We start from the raw sequence: 15,016 nt of genomic DNA on the forward strand, positions 1-15,016 counted from the left end.
TCCCGCCGGCCGTACCGCACCCGCGCCCGCTAACCGGCGGCGGCAAGCGCTTCGCGCACTTTGGCCTCCACCTCGGCCGCAAACTCAGGATCGGCCTTGAACGCCTCCTTGACGGCATCGCGCCCTTGTCCGATCTTCCTGTCGCCGTAAGAAAACCACGAGCCGCTCTTCTTGATAATTCCCTGATCCACTCCCAGGTCGATGATCTCGCCGATCTTCGAAATTCCTTCGCCGTACATGATATCGAATTCCGCTTTGCGGAACGGGGGAGCCAGTTTGTTTTTCACGATCTTGACACGCGCCCGCGCGCCCATCTGTTCTTCTCCGTCTTTGATCACCGAAGCCTTGCGGATATCGACCCGGACGCTGGCGTAAAATTTCAGCGCATTACCGCCCGTCGTAGTCTCCGGATTCCCGTAAACCACGCCGATCTTATCGCGAAGTTGGTTGATGAAAATACAAACGGTTCCCGTCTTGCTGATATTGGCCGTCAGTTTACGCAAAGCCTGCGACATCAGTCGCGCCTGCAACCCCATTTTCGATTCGCCCATCTCGCCTTCGATTTCGGCCTTCGGCGTCAGCGCGGCGACCGAGTCGATCACCACGATATCGATGGCGCTCGAACGGATCAGGTGGTCGGCGATCTCCAGCGCCTGCTCCCCGTTGTCGGGCTGCGAAATCAGCAGGTCGTCGATATCCACGCCGAGCTTCTGCGCATACGTGCTGTCGAAAGCATGTTCCGCGTCGATAAATGCGGCGATTCCGCCCGCTTTCTGGGCCTCGGCGATCGCGTGGATAGCCAGCGTGGTTTTACCCGACGATTCGGGGCCGAAAATCTCGATAATACGTCCTTTCGGATACCCGCCGATCCCGAGCGCATGGTCGATCGTTACCGACCCGGACGGGATGACCGGGACTTTGTCGACCGCCCGGTCGCTCATTTTCATGATGGCGCCTTTCCCGAAATCCTTCTCGATCTTATCCATCACGGCGCTCAATACCTTGAGCTTCTCAGGATTCACCTGAGGCTTCTCCTTTTCTGCCATATTTTTTCGTTTAGTAGTCTTGTTTCAAATTTTTCCGGTTTTACTGGTAAGCTTCGACGATCTGTTCGAAGTGATCCTTCGTCCGCACTTTATCGAAAATCTTCTCGATCACGCCCTGTTCGTCGATCACGAACGTCGTCCGCAGAATCCCCATGAACGTCCTTCCCATAAACTTCTTCTCGCCCCACACGCCGTAGGCTTCCGCGATTTTTTTGTCCGTATCGGCCAACAGCGTAAAATTCAACCCCTGCTTTGCGATAAAGCCCTGGTGCGACTTTTCGCTGTCGGGACTCACGCCGACCACTTCGAAGCCCATTCGCCGCAGCGTATCCCGTCCGTCGCGCAGGCTGCACGCTTCGGCCGTACAACCCGGCGTATTGTCCTTCGGATAAAAATAAAGGATCAACTTGCGGCCGCGGTAATCGGCCAGCGTTTTCATATTGCCGTCCTGATCGACCGCTTCGAAAGCCGGAGCGGGATCTCCCGTTTTCAGTTTTGCCATTTTCTTTCGCATTTAAAAATTCCGGTGCCTATTGTTCGTAAAGATACACATTTCCGGGAAAGTCAAAAAGTTTTTCCGGTCAAATATAACGCCAGAAAAACTTTTCACCGCGTCGCCCGCTACGGAGCGCACCTTTTTCCGAAAAGCGCTACGACCGCGCAAGCACCTTCTTCTCGATCTCCTCCACCTGGTGGCAGAACACCTTGTCCGTCTCCATCAGATTCGAAATCGCCTTGCAGGCGTGCAACACCGTCGCATGGTTCTTGCCGCCGATCGCCGCGCCGATGGTCGTCAGCGGAGCCTTCGTGTGCTGCTTGCTCAGGTACATCGCTATCTGGCGCGCTTGCGCGATCTCGCGCGTCCGTTTCGGAGAATTAAACACCTCCGCACTGAGTCCCATGTATTCGCAAACGACCTTGCGGATATGCTCGATCGTGATTTCCCGCTGATTGAACTGCACGTATACTTTCAGAATTTCGCGGGCCAGCGTGATCGAAATCTTCTTGCCCAGGAACGAGGCATTGGCCACGAGCGACGAAAGCGCCCCTTCGATCTCCCGGACATTGGCGTTGATATTCTCGGCCAAGAACTTGACCACCTCCTGCGGCACCTCCGCATTCAACTTCACGGCCTTGTTACGAATGATCTTCACCTTGGTTTCGTAATCGGGCTGCAACAGTTGCGTGGAAAGCCCCCATTTGAAGCGGGTGATCAGCCGCTGTTCGATATCTTTCAGCTCGACGGGCGGTTTATCGGAAGTCAGGATCAACTGCTTGTTCGACAGGTGCAAGTGGTTGAAAATATTGAAAAAAGCGTTCTGCGTCTTATCCTTCCCGGCCAGTTCCTGAATATCGTCGATAATCAGGACGTCGAGCATCTGATAGAAATGAATGAAGTCGTTCAGTTCCCCCTTCAGCGCGGCGTTCTGGAACTGCGCCTGGAATTTGTTCATCGACACGTACAACACCTGCATCTGCGGCTTGCGCTGCTTGATTTCCATGCCGATCGCCTGCGCGATATGCGTTTTTCCCAACCCCGAATCTCCGTAAATATATAAGGGATTGAAAGGCGTATTGCCCGGATTCACGGCCAGCGACAGCCCGGCCGAACGGCAAAGTCGGTTGCATTCGCCCTCCACGAACGTATCGAACGTATAGTTCGGATTCAACTGCGGGTCGATTACGATCCGGCGAATCCCCGGAATAACGAAAGGATTCTTTATATTTGTCGTATCGGACTGCGTGACGAACGTATTGATGGCCGTCATGTCGGCATCCGTCACTACGGTAGGAGCGCTCTGTTCGGTACGCGGCACGGCATAACGCAGCTTGGTCTTCAAGCCAAACATCTGGTGAATGATCGGACGCAAAAGCGGAATAAAGTGTTTTTCGATATGGTACACATAACTTTCATTAGGCACCTTCAGTTTCAAGGTCACCCCGTCAAAATCAAGCGGCACGATCGGCTTGAACCATTTGGCGAACTCCTCGTCGGAGGTATGCTCGCGGATACGGGTCAAACAACTTTGCCACACATCACCGTATGTCTGGTTATTAACTATCATCATCCTGTCTGTTTCGGAAGACAAAATTGTAAATAAATTCATTAAAAAAAATTTTCTTCTCTATTGTTTGTTGTGCAAATATTTATATAGAAAAATAAGGGTTCCCGCAGAGTCAAAACTTAACCGTTTGATATAGAATATTCAAAAAAATATCCGTATCTTTGTTTATAACTTTTTTCAACCGAAACAAGCATTCGTATAAATAAAACAAATAAGATTATGAGTGGAAATTTGGATTTAATCGTTAAGGAGAGAGCCGAAAAATGGCTCTCCGGAAACTACGACGAAGACACGAAAAAGCAAGTCAAATATCTTATGGATAACAACTTGGGCGAGCTGACCGAGAGCTTCTACAAAGACCTCGAATTCGGCACGGGCGGCCTGCGCGGCATCATGGGGGTAGGCACCAACCGGATGAACGTCTACACGGTCGGCATGGCTACGCAAGGCCTTGCGAACTACCTGAAAAAAGCCTTTCCGGGTAAGCAGATCAAGGTCGCTATCGGGCACGACAGCCGCAACAACAGCCGGCTGTTTTCGGAACGCGTCGCCGACATCTTCGCAGCGAACGGATTCAAGGTTTACCTGTTCGACTCGCTCCGTCCGACGCCCGAGCTGAGCTTCGCCATCCGCAAGCTGGAATGCGACAGCGGCGTGGTCATCACCGCCTCGCACAACCCGAAAGAGTATAACGGCTACAAAGCGTACTGGAACGACGGCGCTCAGGTAGTGGCTCCGCACGACAAAAACATCATCGCGGAGGTGCAAAAGATCACGTCTCCGGATCAGGTGCTCACCAACGGACACAAAGACAACATCGTCATTCTCGACGAAACCTTCGACGCGATCTACCTCGACGCCGTTCATTCGCTGTCGCTGTCGCCCGAAGCCATCGCCGCCCATCACGACCTGAAAATCGTCTACACGCCGATACACGGAACCGGAGTCATCCTCGTCCCCGAATCGCTCCGCAAATTCGGCTTTACGAACGTCGTCACGGTAAAAGAACAGAATATCCCGGACGGCAACTTTCCGACCGTAGCGTCCCCGAACCCGGAAGAACGCGCGACCATGAAAATGGCGATCGACCTGGCCGCCCGGCAACAGGCGGAGATCGTCCTGGCCACCGACCCCGACGCCGACCGCATCGGGATGGCCCTGCGCGACCGCGACGGATCGTACATCTTGCTGAACGGCAACCAGACATGCGCCCTGCTCGTATATTATATCGTAAGAAGGTGGAGCGAACTGGGAAAACTTCACGGCCGGGAGTACATCGTCAAAACGATCGTTACGACGGAACTGGTCGCCCGAATCGCCGAATCGTTCGGCGTGAAACATTTCGAATGCCTGACCGGCTTCAAGTATATCGCCACGGTCATCCGCAACCTCGAAGGGAAAATGCAGTACGTCTGCGGCGGAGAAGAGAGCTTCGGATTTCTCGCCGAAGATTTCGTCCGCGACAAGGACGCCGTCAGCGCCTGTTCGCTGGCCGCAGAGGCCGCAGCCTGGGCCAAGAGCCAAGGAATGACGCTGTATGACCTACTGAAGGAAATCTACGTAAAATACGGCTTCTTCGACGAAGCGCTCGTCTCGATCGTCCGCCAGGGCAAAGAGGGACAGGAGGAAATCGCCCGAATGATGACCCAGTACCGGAACAATCCGCCGCAAAGCCTCGGAGGATCGCCCGTAATCACCGTGAAGGATTATCTGACCGGAGAATCGCTCGACGTAAAGAGCGGCCGCAAAACGCCCATCGATATGGAAAAATCGAACGTATTGCAGTTCATCACAGCGGATTCGACCATCGTATCGATCCGTCCGTCGGGCACCGAGCCGAAAATCAAATTCTATTTCGGCGTCCGGGGAGAATTGTGCTGCGAAGATAAATTCGAAGAAACGCGCCAAACGATGGAACGTAAGATCGAATCGATCAAACAGGAGATGAAACTGATTTAAACCGAACCAAAAACCGTAAAAAATGGCTTCCGTATTCACACGTATCGTAAAAGGGGAGATCCCGTGCTACAAGGTAGCCGAGGACGACAGATATTTTGCATTTCTGGATATCAATCCGCTTGCAAAGGGTCACACGCTGGTCATCCCGAAAGAGGAGACCGACAATATTTTCGACTTGGACGACCGGACGCTGGCGGACATGATGGTTTTCGCCAAACGGATCGCGCGTAAAATACAGGCTAATATAGCTTGTAAAAAAGTCGCCGTCGTCGTTCTCGGGCTCGAAGTTCCGCATGCCCATATCCACCTGATACCGATTAACAGCGAAAAAGACGTCGATTTTCATCGGGAAAAACTCCAACTCACCCCGGAGGAATTCCAACGAATAGCAAAGACAATCAGCTTATAATAAAACACTTAAATTCAAAAAACGGAGCCTGAAGAGGTTCCGTTTTTTATTTAACATAATTAAACAGGAAATCTCTCCATATAAGAATCCAATCGAAGTCCCGGCAGGGTAGGGATTATTCTTGTAAAAAAATAGGATAAAACCGCCCTGGTATTTCCACTTTTGTAAAATTAACACTTGTAAATACCGGGCGTTTAATCACAAATGTAACCAAACCCCCGATGCAACTCGATTTTGTCAACTATAAATACATCTGTAAAATATGAAATAAAGATCAAATATCAAACACGATAAATTCATGTAAAAATATTTATATTATATATACAAATACATAAAAATCAGTACTGTAAATCTTATTACATAAACTTAATAATGATATAATCAATCGAAACATGATTTAACCGTCATACAAAAGGCTTATTACAACGACAATTAAAGATTATAGTCATTGAAAATCAGTATTATATATTATATAAAATAAATAATCAATTTATATTAAATAAAAGACCTTCCTTTTCGAGGTCTTCTTCCGTTTCCAATATTTCACACATGTAACTTATCCTTTTTTACATATGTATTTACATTCGTGAAATACGGTTTGTTTATTTTTGTAAAACTGTTTAACTTTGTAAAAAATCCGAATATGCGGGAAAGATTGCTGAAATTTATGGAAATGGAGAAGCTATCGGCTTCCCGTCTGGCTGAAATTCTGGGAGTGCAACCGGCGACCATATCGCACATCATCAGCGGACGCAATAAACCCAGTTTCGAGTTTATCGAAAAAATGCTGTTACGTTTCCCGAAAGTAAATCCGGAATGGTTTCTACTGGGGAAAGGTTCCGCATACCGTCCGGATGTTTCGTCTTCGCCGAATCCGAATCCGTCGCAGGAATTCCGGCTGTCCGCGAATCTTTTTGAAACGGCGAATATCCCGGCAACGGAATCTTCGGTCGGCCAACCGGAACGAAAGATTCCGGGAACTCCCGGTGCGACTTCCCCGGAAGTACCAACCAACCATCCATCCATAGATACAAAAAAACAGATATCGAAAACCGAGTTCTCGGAGCCGGACATCGAGCGCATCGTAATCTTCCTGAAGAACGGCACCTGCATCTCTTACAAGCCCCGGTAAAAAACAGAAAATCATTTAACATAATGTAACCCCTGATAAACCTTTCTACGATTCCCTTATAGACCGGATTGCGTTCGGAGAAAACGATTCTTGCTCGGTATTTCATTGATTACATCCCGATATTCCGGACATCTTTATTTTATGCTAAAAAAGATCTCCCATTAATAATAACAAGAGTCGGCGGCCGATCTCACGATTCGCCGACCGATCGCGGTTCGCCTGAAAATACGGACAGTTATCTCTGAATCGATTTGCATAATTCATACATGATTCGATCGTTTGCGGCGCTCTTACGATTCGGAAATATTTTTGATTATAATATATATTATGTTAAATAATGCTTAAGGATTACGTCATCGAAGAATAAAAAAGACACTTATAAGGAACCTAAATAGATCCCCTGCTTTTTATATTTATAATCCAAACATATAATATACAATAATTTATCAATAAAAGGAGGTGGAAACTTTGTAAAAAATCAACTATCGCATCGGGAAGTTACGCGCTTCCCTTCCTGGAAACGGGAAAAAAACTACCCTAAAATTTATTTACGAACCAAAACTTAATTTATGAAGAACCGACTATGGCGGCTGGCTGGTACTACGGCCGTCGTCTTATTTTTCCATTGTTGCACGAACGATCCGTGCGATTATGGAGGGGATGTCGGAGAAAAGGCATCCGAACATTTTCCGGCGCAGGAAGCCCGCGCCTATTTCGAACAAACGGCCGAAGACCTGCGCATGGTGCATATAGGCTGCCGACACGAACACGGAGACTGCGGACACGGTCACGGACAGTCGACCAAAGGGATACTCAACGAGGTGGAACAGGCCGCCCTAATGACGCCTCTATGGAATGACCTGCGGCAAACCTACGAAAACGGCAAAGTCGTTACCCTCGAAGTTCCGCTGCGCGTCGGAGGCACTCCGCTGAAAGCCTGGTCGCCGCGAAAAGCCGACGGACATGCCGGAAGCGTCGACGGCTCGACCGTAACGATGAAATTGATTCTGCAAAAAAACATCGAAACCGGAAATAAACGCTATTTTATCGCTACCTTTATTCCGGATTCGTCCTGCTACAACAAACGGAAAGACATGAAAACCCCCTATCGGTTTATGAGAGACCGCGATTATTCGGGTTATGTAATCATTTCGGACGTGGAAGGCCGGTATATTGTATCATTTCTCCATCGTAACGGGACACGGCAAGCTGTGAACATTCGACAATGTACCGCAAACGATTACACCACCGATACGGCGCGAATCATTGACAGATTGTATATATCCTCACCTATTCCGTCCATAATGACTCGCAGTAGCGATGCAGAAGAAGACGAAACCCAAGGAAATTACTGCGCCTTATGTGGACAATTCTACTATGGAATATATTGCCCCAATAATTGCGGTTTCGAGGTCGAGCAACCCACCACCTGGTGTTCGGTTTGCAACTTTCCAACAGAGCGTTGCATATGTTGTAGATACTGCGGGAAACATCCATGCGTTTGTAACGCGAGCAATATCGAAGAGAGACCTTTGGCTGGAGAATACGGCAAAGACTTTGTTTGCCCAAACCCGAACTGCACTTACGGAGAATTTTGCATCGGCATATGCGGATACGGCTCCGGAGGAGGCACGACAGGGAGTCCCGGGGGCGGCGGCGGAACTACGCTTCCTGACAATGTCGTATTTACCAATGTATTAAATAGCGTAGCCAAAGCTATCGATACTTACTCGGATACGATCATCAGTTATTTGGAAAAACAAATACTGGACATCGCAATTCCTGATAATTTGAAACTGGCCGGAATGATCGGCCCCCAAACAGACTTAAACGGCAAGATAGTTCAATACAGATGCCGCATCCACAAAGCTACCTTCAAAGCAGCTTCTTCCGATGGCAAATTATTGCTGGTTTTCCATGAAATCATGCATATGATATATTGGAAAGAACGGGGGTACGACCCATCTAAAAAAGATCAATACAATGATCTGCATCACCAACAGATGGTGGGGGACCCTCGAACAATCAGATGGCTAAAAGCTCTGTTACCCAAATATACGGACACCCAAATCAAGGATGCTATAAGATACGTGGGAACTGAAGCAAGTCCTGTTTTTGAATCATTACCTCGATCACAAAGAGCTTACATTGAAGGTTTATTTCGTAGAAAAGGAATAATTTTCGAAGGGAAGGCAAAATAAAATCTAAAAACACAATACTATGGCAAAGTTATTTTCTTTACTATTCTGTATACTGATTTCTCAACTCACTACAGCCCAAACAAGATCCGACATATATCTCATCTGCAACTCTTCTAAAAACGAGATTTCGGAAGGAATGTGGAGAGGTGATATTAAATATGATAACGATCCCGTATATAATCATCCGCCTATTACCTTTTTATTTGAATCTAAAAACGTAGGATATACGATATGGTTTACTCATTATAGTTTCAACCTCGACAAATTAAAGAAAGAAAGACCCATTCAAAAAGACGATTACCAAATGCAAATCTTAATTAAGCCTAAATCATTCTATAACAACACTATATTAAAAGCGAATCCGATCTATATAGATCGAATAAAAGAGACCTTCAAAACAGCAAAAGAGGCTTGGGCATGGGCAGACGGACTAAGAGAAAAGACAATCTATCTGTTCGACGGAAGCGATCCGATGAACTGGGGGGAAGAAGGAGATGGGACAACCATCCGATTAATCGAAGTCAGAATGGTAGCAACCAATGAGCCCAGAGAGGAATTGGTATTTCCGGACTAAAAAATCACGTTTTTCTTCTTCAGAGCCGGTTTCAACCGGCTCTGTTTTTTAATTATTATCAGTATATTGCATTTACGGAACAATCAATATGAAAAAATTACTTTTTATACTACTTGTCAATGCACTTGCATGGCAAACGGGATCGGCTCAATCAGGTTCCGATATATACCTGACCTGCAGCTCATTATCGAAAGATCATATAACCGAAGGGATCGGAAGATTCGAAGACCCCAGTGACGACGACGATCCTACCTATAATTATCGGGCCGTTATGTTCTTAATGCATTCTGACAGTAAAGACATTAATATTGATTTTATACACGTCAATTTTAATCTAACCGAACTGCGTAAAATCAGAGAGCCCAAATGGTACGACCAATTGAAGATCATCTATAAACCGAGGACGTTTCTCAGTACCATCGAACGGGCGAAACCGATCCACCTGGAAGAAAAACTGAAATCGTTCAGAAACAACAAAGAAGCATGGATGTGGGCAAATAACCTGAAAGGAAAAGTGCTCTACATGCTCGATTGGAACGACCCGATCAACTGCGTAGAAGAAGGCGACGGGTCGACGATCAAGCTGATACAGGTTATGCTGCTGAATACCAACGAACCCAAACAGGGAACCGTTATCCAACCCGAATAATTGAAAAACAAAATAGAAACAGCCGAAATGCATCGTCATTCCGGCTGTTTTTATTATTTTTATAGTAAATACTCTCACCATGAAAAAATTACTTCTTATACTGTTTGTCAGTGTAATTGCATGGCAAACGGGATCGGCTCAATCAGGTTCGGATACATATCTGACTTGCAGTTCATTATCAAGAGATCATATAACCGAAGGCATCGGAAGGTTCGAAGATCCCAGTGATGATAACAACCCTCTCTATAATTACCGAGCCGTCATGTTCCTAATGAATTCCGATAGTAAAGACATCAGTATCTGGTTTCTACACTCTAATTTAAACTTATCCGAACTCCGTAAAATCAGAGAAACTAAATGGCATGACCAGTTAAAAATCATCTATAAACCGAGGACGTTTCTCAGTACCATCGAACGGGCGAAACCGATCCACCTGGAAGAAAAACTGAAATCGTTCAGAAACAACAAAGAAGCATGGATGTGGGCAAATAACCTGAAAGGAAAAGTGCTCTACATGCTCGATTGGAACGACCCGATCAACTGCGTCGAAGAAGGCGACGGATCGACGATCAAGCTGATACAGGTTATGCTGCTGGATACCAACGAACCCAAACAGGGAACCGTTATCCAACCCGAATAATTGAAAAACAAAATAAAAACAGCCGAAATGCATCGTCATTCCGGCTGTTTTTATTATTTTTATAGTAAACTTCCCTCTATGAAAAAATTACTTCTTATACTGTTTGTCAACGTAATTGCATGGCAAACGGGACCGGCTCAGACAAAATCCGACCTATACTTAATATGCAACTCATTGCCGATCGATTCGGTCACGGAAGGCGTCGGTAGATACGAAGATATCAGGAACGACAACGACTCCATATATGACCATCGGCCGATCTCGTTTTTGATGGTATCCCGAAGCAAAGATATCAGAATCTGGTTCGACCATTACTGCTTCAATACGAACGAACGCCGTAAAATAGTTGCAATCGACCGGACGGACCAACTGAAAATTATCTATAAACCGCGGTCGTTCCTAAAGACGATCGAGCAGGCAAAACCGATCCGGCTGGAAGATCGACTGGAAGCTTTCGAAATAAACGAAGAAGCCTGGCTATGGGCGAAAACGCTGGCCGGAAACATACTGTACCTACTCGACCGGAACGACCCGGTCAATTCGGCCGAAAATGGCTACGGCCCGACAATCAAGCTGATACAGGTAAATCTGGGCAGTACGAATAAGCGGGAACAGGAACTCTTTTTTCACGAAATCCACAACCGGTTTCTGCCCTGAAACGGAACGCCCGGAAACAAAAACCTTTCGGCAGTTCTGTTCCTTATCAGAAAACGACAGATTTTCGGCGCAGGAATTGTGCGATTCCGACCCGTTTTCATTGGGCGCATACCGATAAATTCCCTATTTTTGCACGACATATGCAGAGGTTATGACAATAAACTCTCTTTCACTAAACCGCATCGAATGAAACAATTAAAACATTACATATCAATCATTTGCGCAACAGCCTGCATGTATTCCTGTACTGCCCCCGACAACGCTCCGCAAAAAGGGATCACAGTCAGCATCGAACCGCTGCGCTACGTTACCGAACAGATCGCCGGAAACGATTTCGACATCCGGGTGCTGGTTCCTCCCGGATCGAGTCCCGAAACCTACGAGCCGACGCCCGAGCAGATGAAGCAGGTAGCCAATTCATTGGCATACATCGATATCGGCCTGATCGATTTCGAACGCAACCTGGAAAACGCCATCCGCGAGAATATGCCGAGCGTCCGGGTTATCAATACCTCCGAAAACGTCCCGTTGCTGGCAGGAACCTGCGGGCACGAAGCGCACGATCACGGACACGGAACCGATCCCCATATCTGGCTCTCTCCGAAATGCCTGAAGATCATGGCAGAGAACGTCTACGGTCAACTGTCGGAACTATATCCCGACTCGGTCGAATACAAAGCCGGTTACGAACGTTTCGACCGGCAATTGGATTCACTGGACCGCGCATTGCAAGAGACTTTCGCCGGACGGCAAACCGCCTTTATGATCTTCCATCCGGCGCTGACCTACCTGGCGCACGATTACGGACTGACGCAAATTCCACTCGAAAACGAAGGGAAAGAGCCTTCGGCGGCACACCTCCGCAACCTGATCGAAACCGGCCGCAATTCCGGAATCGGGAAGGTATTCTTCCAACGGCAGTTCAGCAAAAATACGGTCGATGCGATCGCCGCCGAACTGGGATTCGAAGCGGTAGCGATCGACCCGCTGGACGGAAACGTCACCGACAATATACTGCATATCGCTCAATTAATAGCGAACCCATGAAACTGGTATCCCTGCATCACGTGTCGGTCAGCTACGACAAGGTTCCGGTACTGACCGACGTCGACCTGGATATCCGGAACGACGATTTCATCGGAGTGATCGGCCCGAACGGAGGCGGTAAAACCACGTTGGTAAAAGCTATCCTGAAGGCGGTTCCCTACTCCGGCGAGGTCATTTACGCCCCGGAGATCGAAAACCGGGGATGCCGGCGGATCGGATACCTGCCCCAGATATCCGAGATCGACAAATCGTTCCCGATCTCCGTACGGGAGGTGGTTCTGTCTGGTTTACAGGCCAGGAAGCGACTGTTCGGCCGGTACACTGCCGAGGATCGGCAAAAAGCCGACGAACTGCTGCACACCTGTCGGATCGAAGAGATCGCCCGGAAACCGATCGGGGCTCTGTCCGGCGGACAGATACAGCGCACGTTGCTGTGCCGCGCCCTGATCTCCGACCCGGAACTGCTGATTCTCGACGAACCGACCAATTTCGTCGACAACCAGTTCGAAAAAGAGTTGTACTTGCTACTGAAGCGTTTCAACGAAAAAATGGCGATCGTAATGGTTTCCCACGACCTGGGAACGATCTCAAGTTACGTCAGATCGATCGTCTGCGTCAACCGTCGCGTGCACAGACACGATTCGAACATCATTACGGCGGAACAACTGCACAATTACAACTGCCCGATACAGATCGTCTCCCACGGAGACGTTCCGCACACCGTGCTGGCGAAACACCCGAACGCGCGGTCATAAAAAATCCGTCCGGACAACCCGGACGGAGGATAAATACGGGCCGCCTGCAAAACGGCCTGAAATTCCTGCTATTTACAGATATCGCTCAATTTCCCGAACAGGGCGTCGATGCGGGTCATCATATCCCGGCGCATCTGCGCGTAATGTTTCTTCACCAGGCTTTTATTCTGTTTATCGGCCGGATGATTGGCCCGCTGGATCATCTCGTTACGGAAATCGACCGCCTCCTCGATGACGGCGACGATCCCCTCGCGTTTGCTCTGATCGTTGAAATAAAGAGCCATGTAACAATCCGAGATCACCTCGCTCACCAGGTAATCGATATCGTTTTTAATTCCTCTGAGACTTGCCATAACCTATTGTTTTTTAATGATTGTACAAAGGTAATAAAAACTATTGAATCTCAGCCAAAGCCTCTCCCAAAAAATCGATCAGGTCGGCGGCATTCATACCCTCCTGTCCGTAATAGGCCGCAGCCTTATCGCCGGCCGCGCCGTGGACATACACGCCGAGCAAAGCCGCCGACAGCGGATCGTATCCCCGCGCCAGCAGTCCCGCGATATAGCCGGTCAGCACGTCGCCGCTGCCTCCTTTGGCCATTCCCGGATTCCCCGTCGCATTGAAATAAAGCTGTCCGTCCGGAGAGCAGACCATCGTATGCGCTCCTTTCACGACCATACAGCATCCGTAGCGCGCCGCGAACGTCCTCACCTTTTCGATTCGGTCTTGATCGTCGTTCCACGTTCCGACCAAGCGGCGCAATTCGCCCAAATGGGGAGTCAGTACGCATCCCGGAGGCATCGACCCGGCCAATTCGGGACGGGCCGCCAACATATTCAACGCATCGGCATCGATCACCATCGGCATCCCGCACGACAACAACGCCTCGAAAGCCCGCACGGACAAGTCGTGCCTCCCCACCCCGCTGCCGATCCCTACGGCGGCATACTTCGTCATATCGTCCGGCAACCGGGAGAACACGGACATCGGATCGCCGCTGACCAGCGCCGACGGGCAAGACGTATGCAGAACGAACCGTTCTTCGGCAGGAACATGCGCCGTCACCAACCCGCATCCGGAACGCAGCGCGGCCCCTGTCGCCAATACGGCAGCCCCCATCATGCCCTGCGAGCCGCAAACCAGCAAGGCGTGCCCATAGGTTCCTTTGTGGGCAAAACGGCTACGGGGCAATACCAGTTCCGATACGTACCGACCGTCCGCATAATAATACGGCGACCGTGCCTGTCGTTTATAGTTCTCGTCCAGTTCGATCGGCAGAATAACGATTTCGCCGGCAGCCTCCCCCGCCTCGGACAGCAACAGCGCCAGCTTCGGGAACTCCAGCGTCAGCGTAACGTCGGCATACACGATCTCGCGCCCCGCATTGCCGTATTCGGACAACATTCCCGAAGGCAGGTCGATCGAAATCACCCGGCAGCCGAGCCCGTTGACAAGGGCGATCGCGCCGCGAACAGGCTCCGAGAGCCCGCCGCGGACGCCCGTACCGAGCAAAGCGTCGATCGCCACCGCATCCTCGGCAACTTCCACCCGATCCATGCCCTGCACCCGCACGCCGTGCGGCAGCCGTTCGAGGTTGTAGCGGCACTCGACCGACAGTTGCCGCTTATCGAACAAAACGTACACGGAACAGGAATACCCCACGTTGTGCAACATGCGCGCAACCGCCAGGCCGTCTCCGCCGTTGTTTCCTTTTCCGATAAAAAAAGCCAAAGGCTGCTCCTGCGGAATGTTGTTGCAAATCCACTGGGCGATCACTTCCGAAGCCCGTTCCATCAGCGCGAGACTCTCGATCGGTTCGTGTTCGATCGTATACTGGTCGGCCTCGCGTATCTGCGATCCTGTCAGAATTTTCATCGTATC

Annotated in this window: 15 protein-coding genes; 10 read left to right on the forward strand and 5 right to left on the reverse strand. The window is 49.3% G+C overall.

The window, feature by feature from the left end:
• Positions 1-29 precede the first annotated feature (29 nt).
• From recA to dnaA, 3 genes are all read right to left on the reverse strand, one after another.
• Positions 30-1,046 (reverse strand): recombinase RecA, encoded by a 1,017-nt coding sequence (recA, locus tag C1A08_RS00975; RefSeq protein ID WP_055203983.1) that lies wholly within the window; start codon positions 1,044-1,046, stop codon positions 30-32.
• 40 nt (positions 1,047-1,086) lie between these two features.
• Entirely contained in the window at positions 1,087-1,548 is a 462-nt protein-coding gene (gene bcp, locus C1A08_RS00980) for a thioredoxin-dependent thiol peroxidase (protein ID WP_055204532.1), read from the reverse strand.
• A gap of 148 nt (positions 1,549-1,696) precedes the next feature.
• Positions 1,697-3,112 (reverse strand): chromosomal replication initiator protein DnaA, encoded by a 1,416-nt coding sequence (gene dnaA / locus C1A08_RS00985; RefSeq protein ID WP_101571590.1) that lies wholly within the window; start codon positions 3,110-3,112, stop codon positions 1,697-1,699.
• 219 nt (positions 3,113-3,331) lie between these two features.
• On the opposite strand from dnaA, the gene C1A08_RS00990 reads away from it, so the two are divergent.
• The 10 genes from C1A08_RS00990 (at position 3,332) to C1A08_RS01040 (ending at position 13,135) form a co-directional block, all read left to right on the forward strand.
• Positions 3,332-5,071 (forward strand): phospho-sugar mutase, encoded by a 1,740-nt coding sequence (locus C1A08_RS00990; RefSeq protein WP_055203981.1) that lies wholly within the window; start codon positions 3,332-3,334, stop codon positions 5,069-5,071.
• Positions 5,072-5,093: 22 nt separating this feature from the next.
• Positions 5,094-5,480, forward strand: a complete 387-nt coding sequence (locus C1A08_RS00995) for an HIT family protein (protein ID WP_055203979.1) — start codon at positions 5,094-5,096, stop codon at positions 5,478-5,480.
• Between the two features lie 643 nt (positions 5,481-6,123).
• The gene (locus tag C1A08_RS01000) at positions 6,124-6,612 is read left to right on the forward strand and encodes a helix-turn-helix domain-containing protein (RefSeq protein WP_055203977.1); all 489 of its coding nucleotides are present in this window, start codon (positions 6,124-6,126) and stop codon (positions 6,610-6,612) included.
• A gap of 569 nt (positions 6,613-7,181) precedes the next feature.
• Positions 7,182-8,813 (forward strand): hypothetical protein, encoded by a 1,632-nt coding sequence (locus tag C1A08_RS13020; protein WP_145996487.1) that lies wholly within the window; start codon positions 7,182-7,184, stop codon positions 8,811-8,813.
• A 19-nt stretch (positions 8,814-8,832) separates the two neighbouring features.
• Positions 8,833-9,387 (forward strand): hypothetical protein, encoded by a 555-nt coding sequence (locus C1A08_RS01015; RefSeq protein ID WP_145996488.1) that lies wholly within the window; start codon positions 8,833-8,835, stop codon positions 9,385-9,387.
• A gap of 379 nt (positions 9,388-9,766) precedes the next feature.
• Positions 9,767-10,036, forward strand: coding sequence for a hypothetical protein (locus C1A08_RS01020; protein WP_055203970.1), 270 nt, complete (start codon positions 9,767-9,769; stop codon positions 10,034-10,036).
• A gap of 478 nt (positions 10,037-10,514) precedes the next feature.
• Entirely contained in the window at positions 10,515-10,676 is a 162-nt protein-coding gene (locus tag C1A08_RS13185; RefSeq protein ID WP_180951501.1) for a hypothetical protein, read from the forward strand.
• A gap of 174 nt (positions 10,677-10,850) precedes the next feature.
• A complete protein-coding gene (locus tag C1A08_RS01030; protein WP_101570782.1) occupies positions 10,851-11,333 on the forward strand; it encodes a hypothetical protein in 483 nt (160 codons plus the stop codon).
• A 186-nt stretch (positions 11,334-11,519) separates the two neighbouring features.
• Positions 11,520-12,380 (forward strand): metal ABC transporter solute-binding protein, Zn/Mn family, encoded by an 861-nt coding sequence (locus C1A08_RS01035; protein ID WP_257937025.1) that lies wholly within the window; start codon positions 11,520-11,522, stop codon positions 12,378-12,380.
• The gene (locus C1A08_RS01040; RefSeq protein ID WP_101570786.1) at positions 12,377-13,135 is read left to right on the forward strand and encodes a metal ABC transporter ATP-binding protein; all 759 of its coding nucleotides are present in this window, start codon (positions 12,377-12,379) and stop codon (positions 13,133-13,135) included. The genes C1A08_RS01035 and C1A08_RS01040 overlap by 4 nt, the downstream gene beginning before the upstream one ends.
• A gap of 68 nt (positions 13,136-13,203) precedes the next feature.
• Here C1A08_RS01040 and C1A08_RS01045 read toward each other — a convergent pair whose 3' ends face one another.
• Both C1A08_RS01045 and C1A08_RS01050 read right to left on the reverse strand, forming a co-directional pair.
• Entirely contained in the window at positions 13,204-13,488 is a 285-nt protein-coding gene (locus C1A08_RS01045; RefSeq protein ID WP_055203957.1) for a hypothetical protein, read from the reverse strand.
• A gap of 40 nt (positions 13,489-13,528) precedes the next feature.
• Positions 13,529-15,010 (reverse strand): NAD(P)H-hydrate dehydratase, encoded by a 1,482-nt coding sequence (locus C1A08_RS01050; RefSeq protein WP_101570788.1) that lies wholly within the window; start codon positions 15,008-15,010, stop codon positions 13,529-13,531.
• Positions 15,011-15,016 lie beyond the last annotated feature (6 nt).

Source organism: Alistipes sp. cv1 (assembly GCF_900240235.1).
Classification (GTDB): domain Bacteria; phylum Bacteroidota; class Bacteroidia; order Bacteroidales; family Rikenellaceae; genus Alistipes_A; species Alistipes_A hominis.

What these genes read in the sequence shown, in the direction of transcription:
- C1A08_RS13185 (WP_180951501.1), top strand. Translation starts at nt 10,515, where the DNA reads ATGTGGGCAAATAACCTGAAAGGAAAAGTGCTCTACATGCTCGATTGG.
- C1A08_RS00990 (WP_055203981.1), top strand. Translation starts at nt 3,332, where the DNA reads ATGAGTGGAAATTTGGATTTAATCGTTAAGGAGAGAGCCGAAAAATGG.
- recA (WP_055203983.1), bottom strand. Translation starts at nt 1,046, where the DNA reads ATGGCAGAAAAGGAGAAGCCTCAGGTGAATCCTGAGAAGCTCAAGGTA.
- dnaA (WP_101571590.1), bottom strand. Translation starts at nt 3,112, where the DNA reads ATGATAGTTAATAACCAGACATACGGTGATGTGTGGCAAAGTTGTTTG.
- C1A08_RS00995 (WP_055203979.1), top strand. Translation starts at nt 5,094, where the DNA reads ATGGCTTCCGTATTCACACGTATCGTAAAAGGGGAGATCCCGTGCTAC.
- bcp (WP_055204532.1), bottom strand. Translation starts at nt 1,548, where the DNA reads ATGGCAAAACTGAAAACGGGAGATCCCGCTCCGGCTTTCGAAGCGGTC.
- C1A08_RS01040 (WP_101570786.1), top strand. Translation starts at nt 12,377, where the DNA reads ATGAAACTGGTATCCCTGCATCACGTGTCGGTCAGCTACGACAAGGTT.
- C1A08_RS01045 (WP_055203957.1), bottom strand. Translation starts at nt 13,488, where the DNA reads ATGGCAAGTCTCAGAGGAATTAAAAACGATATCGATTACCTGGTGAGC.
- C1A08_RS01035 (WP_257937025.1), top strand. Translation starts at nt 11,520, where the DNA reads ATGAAACAATTAAAACATTACATATCAATCATTTGCGCAACAGCCTGC.
- C1A08_RS01000 (WP_055203977.1), top strand. Translation starts at nt 6,124, where the DNA reads ATGCGGGAAAGATTGCTGAAATTTATGGAAATGGAGAAGCTATCGGCT.
- C1A08_RS13020 (WP_145996487.1), top strand. Translation starts at nt 7,182, where the DNA reads ATGAAGAACCGACTATGGCGGCTGGCTGGTACTACGGCCGTCGTCTTA.
- C1A08_RS01015 (WP_145996488.1), top strand. Translation starts at nt 8,833, where the DNA reads ATGGCAAAGTTATTTTCTTTACTATTCTGTATACTGATTTCTCAACTC.
- C1A08_RS01050 (WP_101570788.1), bottom strand. Translation starts at nt 15,010, where the DNA reads ATGAAAATTCTGACAGGATCGCAGATACGCGAGGCCGACCAGTATACG.